General features: G+C 52.6%; 19 protein-coding genes. All 19 read left to right on the top strand.

What is annotated here, in order from left to right:
* Positions 1-161: 161 nt before the first annotated feature.
* A complete protein-coding gene (gene fliE, locus ABYA77_RS09620) occupies positions 162-530 on the top strand; it encodes a flagellar hook-basal body complex protein FliE (RefSeq protein ID WP_372965746.1) in 369 nt (122 codons plus the stop codon).
* 15 nt (positions 531-545) lie between these two features.
* Positions 546-2,255 carry a flagellar basal-body MS-ring/collar protein FliF gene (fliF, locus tag ABYA77_RS09615; protein WP_372965745.1) on the top strand — a complete coding sequence of 570 codons (1,710 nt, stop codon included), beginning with the start codon at positions 546-548 and terminating at the stop codon, positions 2,253-2,255.
* Positions 2,248-3,291 (top strand): flagellar motor switch protein FliG, encoded by a 1,044-nt coding sequence (gene fliG / locus ABYA77_RS09610; RefSeq protein WP_372965744.1) that lies wholly within the window; start codon positions 2,248-2,250, stop codon positions 3,289-3,291. The genes fliF and fliG overlap by 8 nt, the downstream gene beginning before the upstream one ends.
* On the top strand, positions 3,291-4,178 hold the full coding sequence (locus ABYA77_RS09605; RefSeq protein ID WP_372965743.1) for a flagellar assembly protein FliH: 888 nt from the start codon (positions 3,291-3,293) through the stop codon (positions 4,176-4,178). The genes fliG and ABYA77_RS09605 overlap by 1 nt, the downstream gene beginning before the upstream one ends.
* Positions 4,150-5,550, top strand: a complete 1,401-nt coding sequence (gene fliI / locus ABYA77_RS09600) for a flagellar protein export ATPase FliI (RefSeq protein ID WP_372965742.1) — start codon at positions 4,150-4,152, stop codon at positions 5,548-5,550. The genes ABYA77_RS09605 and fliI overlap by 29 nt, the downstream gene beginning before the upstream one ends.
* Positions 5,550-5,993 carry a flagellar export protein FliJ gene (gene fliJ / locus ABYA77_RS09595; protein ID WP_372965741.1) on the top strand — a complete coding sequence of 148 codons (444 nt, stop codon included), beginning with the start codon at positions 5,550-5,552 and terminating at the stop codon, positions 5,991-5,993. Before fliI ends, fliJ begins: the two co-directional genes overlap by 1 nt.
* Before the next feature lie 143 nt (positions 5,994-6,136).
* Positions 6,137-6,442: an STAS domain-containing protein gene (locus tag ABYA77_RS09590; RefSeq protein WP_372965740.1), complete on the top strand. Its 306-nt coding sequence runs from the start codon at positions 6,137-6,139 to the stop codon at positions 6,440-6,442.
* Between the two features lies 1 nt (position 6,443).
* Positions 6,444-8,171: a SpoIIE family protein phosphatase gene (locus ABYA77_RS09585; RefSeq protein WP_372965739.1), complete on the top strand. Its 1,728-nt coding sequence runs from the start codon at positions 6,444-6,446 to the stop codon at positions 8,169-8,171.
* A gap of 32 nt (positions 8,172-8,203) precedes the next feature.
* Positions 8,204-8,548 carry an Hpt domain-containing protein gene (locus tag ABYA77_RS09580; protein WP_372965738.1) on the top strand — a complete coding sequence of 115 codons (345 nt, stop codon included), beginning with the start codon at positions 8,204-8,206 and terminating at the stop codon, positions 8,546-8,548.
* An 85-nt stretch (positions 8,549-8,633) separates the two neighbouring features.
* Positions 8,634-9,749 (top strand): flagellar hook-length control protein FliK, encoded by a 1,116-nt coding sequence (locus ABYA77_RS09575; protein WP_372965737.1) that lies wholly within the window; start codon positions 8,634-8,636, stop codon positions 9,747-9,749.
* A 181-nt stretch (positions 9,750-9,930) separates the two neighbouring features.
* Positions 9,931-10,431, top strand: coding sequence for a flagellar basal body-associated FliL family protein (locus tag ABYA77_RS09570; protein WP_372965736.1), 501 nt, complete (start codon positions 9,931-9,933; stop codon positions 10,429-10,431).
* Positions 10,432-10,455: 24 nt separating this feature from the next.
* A complete protein-coding gene (gene fliM, locus ABYA77_RS09565; protein WP_372965735.1) occupies positions 10,456-11,454 on the top strand; it encodes a flagellar motor switch protein FliM in 999 nt (332 codons plus the stop codon).
* On the top strand, positions 11,447-11,959 hold the full coding sequence (gene fliN, locus ABYA77_RS09560) for a flagellar motor switch protein FliN (RefSeq protein WP_372965734.1): 513 nt from the start codon (positions 11,447-11,449) through the stop codon (positions 11,957-11,959). The genes fliM and fliN overlap by 8 nt, the downstream gene beginning before the upstream one ends.
* Positions 11,960-12,020: 61 nt before the next feature.
* Positions 12,021-12,407, top strand: coding sequence for a flagellar biosynthetic protein FliO (fliO, locus tag ABYA77_RS09555; protein ID WP_372965766.1), 387 nt, complete (start codon positions 12,021-12,023; stop codon positions 12,405-12,407).
* A gap of 4 nt (positions 12,408-12,411) precedes the next feature.
* On the top strand, positions 12,412-13,173 hold the full coding sequence (gene fliP / locus ABYA77_RS09550) for a flagellar type III secretion system pore protein FliP (protein ID WP_372965733.1): 762 nt from the start codon (positions 12,412-12,414) through the stop codon (positions 13,171-13,173).
* Positions 13,174-13,183: 10 nt separating this feature from the next.
* The gene (gene fliQ, locus ABYA77_RS09545) at positions 13,184-13,453 is read left to right on the top strand and encodes a flagellar biosynthesis protein FliQ (RefSeq protein ID WP_372965732.1); all 270 of its coding nucleotides are present in this window, start codon (positions 13,184-13,186) and stop codon (positions 13,451-13,453) included.
* 3 nt (positions 13,454-13,456) lie between these two features.
* On the top strand, positions 13,457-14,239 hold the full coding sequence (fliR, locus tag ABYA77_RS09540; RefSeq protein ID WP_372965731.1) for a flagellar biosynthetic protein FliR: 783 nt from the start codon (positions 13,457-13,459) through the stop codon (positions 14,237-14,239).
* 2 nt (positions 14,240-14,241) lie between these two features.
* On the top strand, positions 14,242-15,372 hold the full coding sequence (gene flhB / locus ABYA77_RS09535) for a flagellar biosynthesis protein FlhB (protein ID WP_372965730.1): 1,131 nt from the start codon (positions 14,242-14,244) through the stop codon (positions 15,370-15,372).
* A 138-nt stretch (positions 15,373-15,510) separates the two neighbouring features.
* Positions 15,511-15,996 (top strand): hypothetical protein (locus ABYA77_RS09530; protein ID WP_372965729.1); only part of this gene is annotated, 486 nt, incomplete at its 3' end.

Raw genomic sequence — 15,996 nt, 5'->3', positions numbered from 1 at the left:
AATTCCTGGTTTATATCCGTCAAAAGTTTGTCTTCGTTGTCTTTCAATAGTGCTAACACATTGAAATATAAGGTAAAAGTGGTTTTGGCCTGAGGTTTGCTTTATCTGTTCTATAGAGCGAACAACTGATACCCCCTTTATGGGGTAGCCGGGAGAGTAAAATGGTTCAGCGTGCCGACATCAATAGTGTTCTGTCCGAGATTCGGAATCTGCGATCCCAGATGATGCAGAATCAGCGTATCGAGCAGGATCAGTCTGTGCGTGGTCGCATGGATGGCCCGCGCCCTGTTCAGGAAACCAAGGATGTACCCAGTTTTAACGATATGCTGGGTAAGGCCGTCAACAGCGTGAATGAAGTGCAGAGCCAGGCCAATGAGCTGCGCACGGCCTACGAAATGGGAGACCCCAATGTGGATATCACGCGGGTGATGATTGCAGCCCAGAAATCGACTGTGTCGTTTGAGGCGTTGACCCAGGTGCGTAACCGTGTGGTCAGAGCTTACGAAGACATTATGAATATGCCGATCTGATAACGGAGCAGTAGCATGGCAAGCTTACCCGCAGAAAGTACAGCGCCTGACCTGCCGGCAACCCAGGATTCGGGCGCATCCGAAAGCAGTAGTAATCTGATGCTGGGGTTCAATCGTCTAAACCTGCTGCGTCAGGTAGGGCTGATGGTGGGTCTGGCGGCCAGTGTGGCGCTTGGCGTAGCCGTGGTTCTTTGGGCGCAGGAACCAAACTACCAACCGGTAGTGGGGGATCTGTCGGCTTACAATCCGCAAGACGTTACCACCATTCTTGAAAGCAACGGTATCGATTATAAGATGGACCCCCGCACCGGTGCACTGCTGGTGCCCTCTGAACAGGTATACAATGCACGCCTGAAACTGGCGGCTGAAGGTGTCACGGACCGTAAAACTATCGGCTATGAACTTCTCGATCAGGATCGTGGTCTGGGCACTTCCCAGTTCATGGAAACCATTAGCTATCGCCGTGGTCTGGAAGGTGAGCTGGCTCGTACGATTGCAAGCATGCGAGGTGTCAGAAATGCTCGTGTCCATTTGGCGATCCCGGAGCGTTCCGTCTTTATCCGGGATGCCCGTGAACCAACCGCGTCTATTTTTCTTGAAGTCTTCGCCGGTCGACGGCCTGAACAGGAGCAGATTCGCGCTATTGTGAACCTGGTTGCCGGTAGTATTCCGATGATGAATCGTGATCAGGTAACGGTTGTTGATCAAAATGGCAATCTGCTAACCGGCGATGAAGTCAAGGCAGACACTGATCGTATGAAAGATCAGTATGAATATACCAGTCGGGTTGAAGAGCGTTTGACCCGCCGTGTGGCTTCTTTGATATCCCCGATCGTCGGTGACGGCCGCTATCGTGCAGAAGTTTCTGCAGATCTGGATTTTTCGGCGGTTGAACGTGCTGAAGAATTGTACAACCCCGAACAGCAAGCTATCCGTAGCGAGCGAGAGTTTTCTGAGCAGCGGGGTGCAGGTAACGCGATGTCCGGTGTACCTGGTGCGCTGTCTAATCAGCCTCCAGGGCAGGTGACAGTACCAGAGGTTGTGAATGCAGGCGAAGGTGAAGATGGCGCGCCCGCTGCACCACCGGTGAATGTACGCACGGAATCCACCCGTAATTATGAGATTGACCGAACGGTTAGCTATACCCGTCAGGAGTTGGGTGCTATTAAGCGTGTCACCGTGGCTCTGGCGGTGGATGATATGAAAGTTATAAACCCTGAAACAGGCGAAGTTACTTATCAGCCTTGGCCGGAAGCGGAATTGCAGCGTCTTGGTATGCTTGTGCGGGATGCCGTAGGCTACTCGGCGGCCCGGGGTGATAGTGTGACAGTAATGAATACAGCTTTTGCACCAGAAGAAGTTGTCACATTTGAAGAACCTGGATTCTGGGAGCAACCTTGGTTCTGGGACTTGATGAAACAGGTGTTAGCCGGGTTGGTCATTCTTATTCTGGTCTTGGGGCTGCTGCGCCCAACCTTGAAAACTTTGTCTGGTGGTGGTCGCCGGGAGCGTGGTGAAGGCTCGGACGGCGATGGCTACGGCTCGCTTGATGGCATCGACAGTGACAATGCCTTACGTGATGCCATGGCATCTCAGGATGAATTGCTTTTGCCGGGCGCGCCTGACAGCTATGATAGACAATTGAATGCACTCAAAGGCCTGATTGCAGAAGATCCGAGCAGGGTTGCACAGGTTATGCGCCAGTGGGTGAACGTCGATGACTGAACAGAGTGTCCAGCAGGGGCAGGTTGGCCCTAAAGCACCGCAACGCAAAATTTCCCGGGTAGAGCAGGCCGCCATCTTATTGATGTCGTTAGGTGAGGCCGATGCCGCAGAAGTGCTCAAGCATATGGGGCCGAAAGAGGTTCAGCGTGTCGGCGTTGCTATGGCCCAGATGCAGGACGTCAGCAAAGAAGAAGTAACCTATGTATTGAATCAGTTTGTTGAGGCGGTAGGAGGCCAGACAGGCCTGGGCGTGGGTAATGATGATTATATCCGCGCGATGCTGACTCAGGCATTGGGTGATGACAAAGCTGCCAGCCTTATTGACCGCATTCTGGTCGGAGGCAACACCACCGGATTAGACACCCTGAAGTGGATGGAGCCTCGGGCTGTTGGTGACATTATCCGGTATGAACATCCTCAGATTCAGGCTATCGTTATTTCATACCTGGACCCGGATCAGGCTGCCGAAATTCTGGCAACTCTGGACTCAAGGGTTCGCCTTGATGTGATGATGCGGGTTGCCTCGCTGGAAAGCATTCAGCCTCAAGCTTTGCAGGAACTTAACGATATTCTCGAGAAGCAGTTTTCGGGCGGATCAGCTGCACAATCCAGCCGCATTGGTGGTGTGAAACGGGCCGCGGATATCATGAACTTTATGGACCGGTCGATTGAAGGTTCTTTGATGGATTCCATTAAGGATATGGACCCGGATCTGGCAACGACTATCGAAGATCTTATGTTTGTTTTCGATAACCTCAAAGATATCGACGATCGGGGTATTCAGGCCCTGCTCAGAGAAGTTTCTTCTGAGGTGTTGGTTGTTGCTCTGAAGGGCTCTGATGAAGCAGTGAAAGAGAAAATCTTCAAAAATATGTCCAAACGGGCCGCAGAACTGCTTCAGGATGATCTGGAGGCCAAGGGGCCGGTCAAAGTCAGTGAAGTTGAGTCAGCCCAGAAAGATATCATCACTGTGGCTCGCCGAATGGCGGAAGCTGGCGAAATTTCGCTGGGTGGTGCCGGTGAAGAAATGATGTGATGAAAGACTCTGATCAGGACGCCAAGCCTATCCCGAAAAAAGACATGACCGCCTGGGAGCGATGGGAACTTCCCTTGCTTGATGAGCGGGGAAATCCGGTGGTTGAGGAAGAAGAAGTTAAACCTCTGACTGCCGCTAATCTGGAAGAGATCCGCGAAGCTGCCCGGGAAGATGGGTATCGGGAAGGGCGTGAAGCCGGGTATCAGGAAGGGTTCAGTGAGGGCCGTGATGACGGTCATAAAGAAGGTTTTGTTGCTGGTGAAGCGGAAGGGCGGGAGTTTGGCCGCCAGCAGGCTGCGGAAGAAACCCGCAGCGATATCACCACTAGAATGGCACGACTAGATCAGGTTCTTGGTGAACTGTTATTACCGATAGAACGTCATGAAGAAGAGCTGGAGTCGGCCTTGGTTAATCTGACCACTGTACTGGCCAGAGCCGTGGTTTTCCGTGAGCTCAGCATCGATTCTTCTCAGATCCGAGATGTTGTGCGCAAAGCGCTTAAGGCTTTGCCCTCAACGGCGGAAAATGTGCGCATACATATTCACCCTGATGACCTGGAGCCGGTCAGGGAAGTTGCAGAACGTTTGGAGGTAGCTCCATCCATTATCGAAGACGACAGCCTTATGCCTGGTGGCTGCAAGGTGGAAAATCGGCACAGCCTTGTGGACTACACGGTTGAAAAACGATTCCAACGAGTCGTTCAGGGTATGCTCGAAGAGCAGCTGGCTGGCGCTGACGATGCGGAAAGTGATGGTGGAGACCCTCGAATGGGTGAGTTGACCGACTTTCACCGTGAAGTACTCAGCGATTCCGGCCCAACCCCTGATTTAGCGTCTGAACCTGACCACAGTAAACAGGATGAAGGCGATGACCTCTCGACTGGCTGATCGACTTCGCCAACTCCAGAATGCTATCCATTCCGAGCCAGAGCCAGAGCTTTCTGGTCGGCTCACCCGTATGGTCGGTCTGACTCTTGAATGCGTGGGGTGCCCGATGATTATGGGTGACCGCTGTGTGATTCAGGGGGAGGGCGGCAGTAGTGTCGAGGCTGAGGTGGTGGGCTTCGAAGAAGACAAGGTTTACCTCATGCCGCTCACCGCCATTGAAGGCTTAAAGCCTGGGGCCAGAGTTATCCCCTTATCGGCTGCCAGCCGTGTGCCCGTGGGTCCACAAATGCTTGGCCGAGTACTTAATGGTGCAGGTGAGGCGTTAGACGATAAGGGGCCATTGCAGGCTGAGGCCCGGGTTCAGTTGACTGGCGATATTATTAACCCGCTTCATCGTGCTCCGGTCCGAGAACCAATGGACGTAGGTATTCGGGCAATCAATGCACTCTTTACGGTTGGTCAGGGCCAGCGTTTAGGGTTGTTCGCGGGGAGTGGTGTGGGTAAAAGTATGCTGTTGGGCATGATGACCCGGTTTACTAATGCAGACATTACCATTGTAGGGTTGATTGGTGAGCGGGGGCGTGAAGTCAAAGAGTTCATTGAGGACATCCTGGGTGAAGAGGGCCTGGCTCGCTCGGTTGTTGTTGCGTCCCCCGCGGATGATTCGCCGTTAATGCGGTTGCGTGCCGCCATGCTGACCACGCGAATTGCTGAGTATTACCGAGATCAGGGTAAACGAGTTCTCTTGCTGATGGATTCGCTTACCCGTTACGCACAGGCGCAGCGGGAAATAGCCTTGGCCGTGGGTGAGCCTCCAGCGACCAAAGGTTACCCGCCTTCGGTGTTTGCAAAACTACCTCAACTGGTGGAGCGAACCGGTAATGGCCGGCCGGGAGGCGGTTCGATTACAGCTTTCTACACGGTGTTGACTGAGGGTGATGACCAGCAGGATCCCATAGCCGATGCGGCCAGGGCGATTCTTGACGGCCACATTGTGTTGTCTCGCCGACTGGCGGAAGAAGGGCACTACCCGGCAATTGATGTGGAAGCTTCCATCAGTCGGGTTATGCCTCAGGTAACTCAGTCAGAGCATTTTTCAAGAGCTCAGCGTTTCAAACAGGTATATTCTCGCTACCAGCAAGCCCGGGACCTGATCAGTGTTGGTGCTTATGTGAAAGGGTCAGACCCTGAAACAGACTTTGCCATCCAGCACATCGGTAATATGCGTCAATTCCTCCAGCAGGAGCTCAAAGAGAGTGCGCCTCTGAATGAATGTATAGAACAGTTGCTGGCAGTGGTACCGGAACGTCGATCGCCCGATCGTGTGAAAACCGCTGTACCTGGATCCAACGCTGACCGGAGAGAAGGCTGATGCTGCGGTCAAAACGCCTGGAAGTCGTGTTGACTCTGGAAGAGCGTAAAGAACAAGAAGCACTTGAGCGTTTGGGGGAAGCGCGCAAGCAGGTGGATGCTCATAAAGAGCAAGTAGAGAATCTGGAACGCTACCAGCAAGAGTACCGGGATCAGATTCGGGCCAACCAGCAGGGTGTGGTGGAGGTTACTCGTTTACAGGCCTGGCAAGCGTTTATTGGTCAGCTTGATCAGGTTATTGCCCAGCAGCAGCGTCAGTTGCAGCAGGCAGAACAGGTGTTTGAGAGTCGTCGTCTGGAGTGGATGCAGGCGTGGGAGCGTAAGCGGGGCATGGAAAAATATATAGAAACTTGCCGGCAACAAGAAGTTCGGGAGCGTGATTCAGTGGAGCAGAAACTCGCCGACGAAGCCGCAGGCAGAGCGTTTGCTCGCCGACAGCGCTGAAACCACAATTCAGAGCAAGAGCCTTACGGTGTTTTAAGCGACAGGTGTTTTTTTCAAGAATTTGTCTATCCTTAACCATATAAGGCAATGGCTGGTAAAGGAGTCGTGATGATCGTTATTCAAAAGTGCAGAGAGGTTCGCGTATGCCGATAGAAACGCGACTAAGTGAAGACGGTCAGACACTCGTTATTCAGGTTCAGGGGCGCTTTGATTTCAGTACTCACCAAGCCTTCAGAGATGCCTACGAACATTGTGATCCTTCAGTAAAAAGTTACGTTATTGACCTTTCCGGCACGACCTACCTCGACAGCTCCGCGCTGGGTATGTTGCTCTTGTTAAGGGATCATGCTGGCGGTGACAGCGCCAGTGTGGTCATTGAAAATTGCAATGCCGATGTTCGGCGCATTCTCTCCATCTCCAATTTTGAGCAGCTTTTTAGTATCTGCTGAGGTGCGCCCGTTGAACATTCTGATCGCCGAAGACAATGATAGCGATCGAATGATACTCGCCACTTTGATCCGTCGTTTAGGGCATCATGTTCAGGAGGCCTCTGACGGTCTCGAGGCGGTGTCGAGTTTTGTGAAGTTTCAGCCTGACCTTGTGCTATTGGATGCTTTGATGCCGCGGATGGACGGAATGGAAGCCGCTCGCAGAATTAAGGCCTTGGGAGGTGTCCGGTTTATTCCTCTGATCTTTCTCACCTCACTATCTAATGCTACCGAACAGGCGCGTTGCCTGGACGCCGGTGGTGATGACTTCTTGGTCAAGCCATACAATCGGGTCATTCTCGAAGCCAAAATCAACGCTTTCAATCGAATGCGCTCACTTCATCAGGCAGTGTCGGAGCAGCGGGATCATATTCGCCGACAAAACGAACGTATGCTCGAAGAGCAGAGGGCTGCCCGGCGCGTTTTTGACAACGTGGCACATACTGGTTGCCTGAATGCACCAAACATTCGTTATCACGCATCACCGCTCTCAGTTTTTAATGGTGATGTGCTGTTTGCCTCCCGGCGGCCTGGTGGTGGCACACTCCTTTTTATGGGGGATTTTACCGGGCACGGTTTGCCCGCCGCGATTGGCGCCATGCCGATCGCGGAGGTGTTCTATGGGATGGCTGCCAAGGGGTTTGGTGCGGCCGATATCCTTCGTGAAATCAATCGAAAACTGTGCAGCATTTTACCAACTGGTATGTTTTGCTGCGGCGTACTGCTGGAGGCTGACAGTAAACAAAGTGCGATCCGTGTATGGAATGGTGGCCTGCCTGACGGCTGGCTGGTCCGGAAAAACGGGGATCGGGTCGCTATTCCCTCAAGGCATTTGCCGCTGGGTGTGCTGCCGCCTGATCGGTTTGTCGCCTCCATGGATATCCTTGATGCACTTTCAGGAGACCGGGTGGTTGTGATGACTGACGGGTTTCCGGAGTCTCGCGATGATCAGGGGGCGCCCTTTGGCGAGACCGGTGTGCGTCGGGTTTTGGCAGGCTTACAGCCTGAAGAGCATCCCTTTGATGCACTAATGGAACACCTTCAGCGATTTACTGGCCAGCCGGCCCCCGCAGACGACATTACACTTTGCAGCCTGGAAGTGGTGACAGGTAGTGTGGCACCTGAAATCTTTGAGAAAACCCCGGCTTCCTCCTTGTCTGGCCCGGGCAACTGGCATTGTGTGTATGAAATTCGAGAGCGCACGTTGGCGGACTTTAATCCGCTTCCCTTGTTGCTGCACATCTGTATGGAGGTTCCCGGGTTGCGGCGAAAAAGTGGAGAAATATACACACTGTTGTCGGAGTTATATAACAACGCTCTTGAGCATGGCGTGCTGGCGTTATCGTCTGAATGGAAAAGCTCGGCTAAAGGCTTTAGCCTTTATTATCAAGAGCGCAAACGGCGACTTTCCGAAACGGAAGGGCACTATATCCGTTTTACCCTGGACCATGAGTCCCGGCCGGATGCAGGCAGATTGAGAATACGATGCGAAGACAGCGGGCAGGGTTTTGATGCCGAAAGTCAGGGAGCCAGGGCACCGGCAGGAACCGGGCCGGGTAATGGCTACGCTGGCCGCGGGTTGGAAATACTTAAACGCATGACACAGGAACTGAACATCTATGGAGCGGGTAACTGTGTGGAAATAGTCTATGATTGGGAGTTTCCGAATCATGGACTGCAGAGCTCATGAGATGGAAAGGAAAGCAACCGCGAGGATATGTGATGAATGAGAAACCCCACCTGGATGAAGAAGCCTTGGCGGAGCTGCAAGATGTTATGGAAGATGAGTTCAGTGTGTTGATACAGACTTATCTTGCCGATTCGAGAACACGCATTCATGGGCTGCATGATGCCCTTGCGGCGGCAGATTCTGATCAGTTGGCCAAAGCAGCTCACAGTTTCAAGGGGAGCTGTTTCAACATCGGGGCACCGCGATTGGGTGCGTTTTGTTTTGAGTTGGAAAAACTGGGTAAAAATGAACAGTTGGAAAAGGCTCCGGAGGTTCTGGAGGCTATTGAGGAAGAGTTCCAGGACGTAGCCCGGCGCCTGGAGAACTTTAACGAGTAACGGGTTGCTTGGCATCGCTTTTGCTACATCAGAGTATGCCTCCCCGTATGGGAGACTCCAGTAAATAAAGCGGCAAGAGGTTGCCATGCAACAGACAATTCTTTCCCAGGCTTCGGCCTCCGGTGCGCAACAGGATGTCCCAGGGGCAAAAGCTGGCAGTAGCAGCCGTAGTTCAGAGAAAGGCGAAAGTCGCTTTGATCAGGTGTCCCGTTCAGAACAGAATCGCCTGGAGCAGCGGCGCTTAGAACAGAAACGTGTAGATCGCCAGGATCAGGCAGAGTCAATCCGTGATAAGCGAGATACCCGAGACGCTCAACAGCCAGAGGAAACAGCGGCCAGCAATACAGCATCTCAGGAAACCAACAACCACGAGGCAAACAGTACTCAACCGGATGAAGAGGTGCAAACTACGTCGGGCGATGAGCATGTTCCGCTTACGTTTGCCAACCTTCAGACCCTGCTGCCATCCACCGGCTCAGCTCCTGATGGTGCTCTTAATCTGGGGGTGGTAAATGGCGGTTTATCAGGTAAGTCTCTGCTTGCCGGCAGTATCAATGGCCAGACGGGTAATACCGTAACCTTAAATCCAGCCAGTCAGTTTTCGGATTTGCTGGCCGCTAACGTCACTGCGGAAACGACAAGGCCAGCGGATCCTGCGAGCCTGATCTCATCTTCTCGATTCCAGGCGACTCTGGATGTTGCTGCTCAGCAGGGCAAGCTGGCCGGTGAGTCTGCTCTGCCACTGCGAGGATACTCCACCACAGTTGATGTTCCTGTCGGTCAGGCAGAGTGGGGCGATAAGGTGATGGGGAAGCTGAGTTGGCTTACAGCAAGGAATATGCAGGTTGCTGAGATACATCTCACACCCCCTGATATGGGACCTATGGAAGTCAAAGTGCGAGTTCACAATGATCAGGCCACGGTGACCGTACATGCTGCCAACCCGGTTGTCCGGGAACAGCTTGAACTGCACTCGAACCGTTTGCGGGATATGCTCGGAGAACAGGGCTTGTTGCTGAGCCAGTTTGATGTATCTGACCAGTCGGGCCAGCACACGGGTGCTCAGGGGGGGGATTCAGAGGAAGGTTCTGGCTTCGGAAGCCCGACTGACGGACTTTCCACAGATGAGCTGGAAGAGCCGGGAATTCAATCTGGCCAGCTTGATCTTGCCTGGAAAGGCGAGGTCGATATTTTTGCGTGACGCCCCTTGATCAGGGGTAGATTGTCTCATCATCCAGAAACGTCTTTGCCCATCCCTCCGAGCGACGCTAAACTGCTTGTTTGAACAGGAGGGATGGTGCTTATGGCCCATCCTTTGCATTATCCTTGTTAAACGTCCTCTGAACCCATCAGAGTGACGAAAATCTGACAAAGCGGACATCATGGCAGAAAACAAGACAGCACAAGCGCCTGAGAAAAAGGGCAAGCTGAAATTCATTATCACGATGGTAGTGATCATCCTGTTAGCGATAGGTCTCTCGGTTGCGGGCACCCTGTGGTTCCTGGGTAGCGGCTTGCCTGAAACTGCCGGTGAACCGCAGGCAGAATCATCTGAACCAGCGTTTGTGGCAAGCACCTATATTGATCTTGAAAAACCTCTGGTGACGACAGTGCAGGCCCAGGGGCGGCAAAGGTATGCCCAGATTTATGTGTCGTTCGAGGCAAAAGAGCCGGCGGCTCTGGCCGCAGCGGAGGTGCACATGCCATTGATTCGTAGCCAGCTCGTTATGCTTCTTGGGCATAGTGATTTTGTCGAGTTACAGACACCGGAAGGGCGTGTTGCACTGTCCGAAAAAATGCTGGAGTCGGTCAATCGGGTGCTTGAGCAGGAAAGAGAGCCGGCTATTGCTCGGGTATTGTTCCGGAACTTTGTAGTGCAATAGGCCATATTCAGGGCGGGATCAGGTATGCAGGATTTATTATCACAGGAAGAAATAGATGCGCTTCTCCACGGAGTGGATGATGGCGATATCGATACCTATGATGAAACCGATGACTCTGGTGTAAAAAACTACGACCTTGCAAGCCAGGATCGCATTGTCCGCGGCCGGATGCCAACGCTCGAGATGGTTAACGAGCGGTTTGCCCGCTACACCCGTATTAGCCTTTTTAATTTGCTGCGCCGTAATGCTGACGTCTCAACGGGTGGCGTGCAGATCATGAAATTTGGCGAGTACATTCATACTTTGTACGTCCCTACCAGTCTAAACCTTTGCAAGGTAAGGCCTTTGCGCGGTACCTCGTTGTTTGTCCTGGACGCAAAGCTGGTGTTCAAACTCGTTGATAACTTTTTTGGGGGTGAGGGGCGCCACGCGAAAATCGAAGGACGGGAATTTACACCGACAGAAACCCGGATTGTTCAGATGGTTCTGAATCAGGTGTTTCATGATATGAAAGAAGCCTGGCAGGCCGTCCTGAATATTGACTTTGAATACATGAACTCTGAAGTCAACCCGTCTATGGCCAACATTGTCAGCCCAAGCGAAGTGGTTGTGGTCAGTACCTTCCATATTGAATTGGATGGTGGTGGCGGCGAGCTCCATTTTGCCTTGCCATACGCCATGATTGAACCCATCCGTGATGTGCTGGATGCTGGCGTACAGAGCGACATTGATGACATTGATGAACGTTGGGTTAATGCACTTCAGGAAGACATCAAGGAAGTGAGCGTGCCGGTCAACACGACGGTTTGCCAGCGTAGAATTTCTCTGCGGGATCTCGCCAAGCTCAAAGCAGGTGATGTGATACCGGTTGAACTCTCGGATTATCTGACGGTAACCGCCAATGGCATTCCCATTTATAAGGCAACAATGGGAACCCGTGACGGTAAACTGGCGCTGCGAATTCATGAAAAGGCTTCATTGCCCAAGGTGAAGAAACAACTGAAGGTGGGACGTAATGGCTGACGACGACAAGAAAAGTGAGCAGGAGCTCAGTGAAGACGAAAAACTCGCAGCTGAGTGGGAAGCCGCGATGGACGAATCCGGTGATGCGAAAGGTGAAGAATCCGTAGAGGATGAATGGGCCGCTGCCATGGCCGAGGCTGAAGCTGAAGGCAGTCAAGGTGCTGAAACTCCGACACAGACGGTGCGTACGGCACCGATGGAGGAGTTTTCAGAAGATGATGGCTATTCAGGCGCCGATGGTGCACCGGATATTGATGTTATTCTGGATATCCCTGTGACCATCTCTATGGAAGTGGGCAACACTCAAATCCCTATTCGTAATCTATTACAGCTTAATCAGGGGTCAGTAATCGAGCTGGATCGTCTGGCAGGTGAGCCTCTGGATGTCCTGGTTAACGGCACCCTGATTGCTCATGGGGAAGTGGTCATGGTGAACGAAAAGTTCGGCATTCGGCTGACCGACGTGATCAGCCCGGGCGAACGTATCAAACGGTTGCAAAAGTAGCGTGGGTTACTTGTTGCGCTGGCTTGTGCCAGCCTTGGTAACCGTGCCAGCCTTTGCCGAAATGGCCGCAGAACCAGTCGGGGAAACCTCACAGAGTGCGCCGGACACTCTGGGTATGGTTGTCAGCCTTGGATTGGGACTGGTAGCGGTGATTGCTGTTATCTATGGGTGTGCCTGGCTGATTCGGCGCATGACAGGCATGGCGGGTATGAACAATAATGCCATTCGTGTGGTTTCTGTGCTGGCCATTGGTACCCGGGAGCGCATAGCGTTGGTCGAGGTAGGAGGTCAACAGATATTGCTTGGCATCACTCCCGGCAGTATACGAACGCTTCAGGTTTATGATGAGCCCGTGGTTGATGTCAGGAATACCGCCTCGAGTGACTTTGCTCGTAAGCTGCAAAGCCTGATGGGTAAATCGTCGTCAGTTTCCGAACACAAAGAGTAGCGTTATGGTGAGTGCCGTTCTGAAACCTTGTCTCCCGTCTCTGGCTTTGGTCGCAGGATTGCTGACTCCCGCTCTTGCCATGGCCGATCTGCCCGGTATTCCCGCGTTTTCGGTTCAGCCAGGAGAAAACGGAACAGAAGAATACTCAGTAACCCTGCAGATATTGGCGCTGATGACGGCGCTTACCTTCTTGCCGGCGATGCTGATGATGATGACGTCATTCACCCGCATTATCGTGGTGTTTGCTATCTTGCGGCAGGCTCTTGGGCTTCAGGCTACACCTTCTAACCAGATTTTGCTCGGCCTGGCATTGTTCCTCAGTATTTTCATCATGAAGCCAGTGCTGGAAGAGGCTAACGAAGTCGGGTTGCAGCCATACCTGCAGGAGGAGGTGACCTCCCTGGAAGCGGTTAAGTTGGCCAGCGAGCCTTTCCGAAAGTTTATGCTGGAGCAGACCCGGGAATCGGATCTGGCCTTGTTCATGAGGTTGGCTGAAGTCGAGTATGCAACGCCAGAGGAAGTCTCGTTCTGGGTGCTGATGCCGGCCTTCGTAACCAGTGAGCTGAAAACCGCATTCCAGATAGGGTTTATTCTGTTTATTCCGTTTTTAATCCTCGATATGGTGGTGGCCAGTGTCTTGATGGCGATGGGTATGATGATGCTTTCGCCGATTATCATATCTCTGCCGTTCAAAATCATGCTCTTCGTGCTGGTCGATGGCTGGGCTCTGATTATGGGTACCCTTGCCGCCAGTTACGGCATATAGGAGGCCGGATATGACCCCTCAAACTGCCATAGATATAATCCGTGAAGCACTTTGGATGATTGTTTTGTTCGCTGGCGTGATCATCGGGCCGGGGCTGGTGATTGGTTTAGTGGTGAGTACCTTTCAGGCCGCCACTCAGATAAACGAGCAAACTCTGAGCTTTCTTCCCCGGCTTATGGTCACCTTGATTGTCATTATTACTGCTGGTCCGTGGATGCTCACCAAGTTGCTGGACCACGCGCATGCTCTCATTTCCAGCATTCCTTACCTGATTGGTTAGCGGATGTTCCCTGCTGAGTTCAGCACAGACCTGATTGGTCAATGGGTCGGACAGCATCTTTGGCCGCTGTTCCGGCTGGCCAGTTTTCTGATGGTTATCCCCATCTTCGGTACTCAGTTGGTGCCTGCCCGTGTCCGTTTGGGATTGGCCCTGTTAATGACTATTCTGATCGTCCCCATGATTCCTGACGTCCCTAAAGTGGAAGCGCTCAGCGCAGATGCCGTGGTGATCACGCTGCAACAGATACTCATTGGTGTGGGACTGGGTTTTGCTCTTACGGCTTTGTGGCAACTATTTGTTATAGCTGGCCAGATGATTGCGATGCAGATGGGTTTGGGGTTTGCCTCGATGGTAGACCCGGCTAATGGTGTTAATGTGCCGGTACTGGCACAGATCTACACGATTACAATTACATTGCTGTTTTTGCTTATGAATGGTCACCTGGTGGCATTTGAGATCTTTATTGAGAGCTTTCGGACTATGCCAATAGGTATGGAGGGCTTAGGGCAGCGTGGTGTATGGGATCTGGCGCATCGTATAAGCTGGATGTTTGCTTCTGCCATGCTGTTAGCTCTGCCAGCGGTGACGGCGGTACTGATTGTAAACATCTCGTTTGGCGTGATGACCCGAGCAGCTCCCCAGATGAACATCTTTGCGCTGGGTTTTCCTATTGGTCTTATTTTTGGTTTGTTTGCCATTTGGGTGCTGCACGGTAATTTCCTTCCACACTTTGACCAGTACACTCGTGAGACGTTTGATTTCATGCGTCAATTGCAGAGCCGCTGACGATGGCTGAAGAAAACGATAACAGTCAGGAAAAAACAGAAGAGCCCACCCCCCGAAGGCTTGAGAAGGCCAGGGAGGACGGCCAGACAGCCCGGTCTAAAGAGTTGGCGACCATGGCCGTGCTGCTGGCCGGTGCTGGGGGGCTGCTGATGTTTGGAACCTCGCTGGCATCGGCTTTTGAGGGGATTATGCATGATTCCTTTGTGATTGAACGTGCTGCTATCTTCGATACTCGCCACATGAGTGTTCAGTTGATTGTTTCCGCCAAGGAAGCTGCAATGGCTCTGTCTCCTATTTTGATTCTTATATTGATTGCGGCGATTGCGGGCTCTATTGGTATTGGCGGTTTATTGTTCAGCGCGAAAGCGATTGCCCCTAAAGGTAATCGGATGAACCCGATTAAGGGGCTGGGGCGGATGTTTTCAATGCGCTCGCTGATTGAGTTGGTGAAGGCTATTGCCAAGGTGGGGTTGGTGATGGCCATTGCTATTATGATTTTGAATATGCGCACGGACGATTTGTTGAGTATCGCGGAAGAACCCACTGTGCCGGCAATGGAACATGTGCTGTGGACTCTGGGCTGGAGTTTTTTCTTGTTGTCTTGTGCCACGATCATTATTGCGATAATCGATGTGCCGTTCCAGATTTATGATCACCAGAAAAAGCTTCGGATGACGAAGCAAGAGGTGAAGGATGAGTACAAGGATTCTGAGGGTAAGCCGGAGGTTAAGGGCAAGATCCGCCAGTTGCAACGGGAAATGGCGCAGCGTCGCATGATGCAGGACGTACCCACTGCCGATGTGGTTATCACTAACCCCACTCACTTTGCGGTAGCCCTGAAATATGATCAGACCTCCATGGCGGCACCGGTGGTGGTGGCCAAAGGGGCGGATGAAGTGGCCTTCAAGATTATGGAAATTGCCCGGGAGCACAAGGTGGAAGTGCTGCGGACACCGCCCCTGGCCCGGGCGGTGTACCATAATGCCGATGTGGGGGATGAGATCCCCGACGGTCTTTATATGGCCATAGCCCAGGTACTGGCCTATGTGTTCCAGCTCCGCCAGTTCCGCAAGGGCCGTGGCCCCAAACCGGGAATGCCTGACTTCCCCATACCCAGGGACTTGCGCCGCTGAGTGCCTGTTCCGGGCCTGGGCGCTGATAATATTTTTCTTATCCTCACGAATCGTTTGCTCTGGCAGAGTACTGGTGCGTACCATGGCGGGCTTATTAATGGCGGCGCCGTCGCCATGCTCCGCGGGGGAAACCTGTCCATGGATTTTGCGTTTTTTAAAGATATACAATTCGGCTTTGATATTGCCACCAGCATCTCGATCATTTTTGCCGGATTAGCGGTTACCTTTTCATCCATTTATCGTGTCATCTCCTCGAAGCGGCAGGGCATCAATGAACGGGTGAAGGCCACCTCCCTGGAAAAAGTCATCAGTATCAAGGCCGAGTTTGAAGATGCCTTCAGCGCCATGGTGGATGTGTCCACCAAGCTGGAAAATCCCATTGATCGCTGGGCCGGTCGGTCTGAAGGTTATACCGCACTGGCGGACAAGGTGGGCCGTGATCCGGCGTTCCTTGAGCGCCTGGTGGAAAAGACCGATGAGTTCAAAGAGGCGGTCGGTAATTATTATGAGTCCATCGAGAAGCGCCGCTACACACTGATTCCGGTTCTGGATTCCATTCCCGGGCAGCAGCAGTTCCTGAAGGTGTTCCTGGCGGATATGGCGGACATCAGCCGTATGTATAAC

This window comes from Marinobacter sp., from assembly GCF_041595835.1.
Taxonomy (GTDB): Bacteria; Pseudomonadota; Gammaproteobacteria; order Pseudomonadales; family Oleiphilaceae; genus Marinobacter.
Note: the sequence above shows the minus strand (reverse complement) of the source record. Positions and strands in the feature narration are given on the sequence as shown.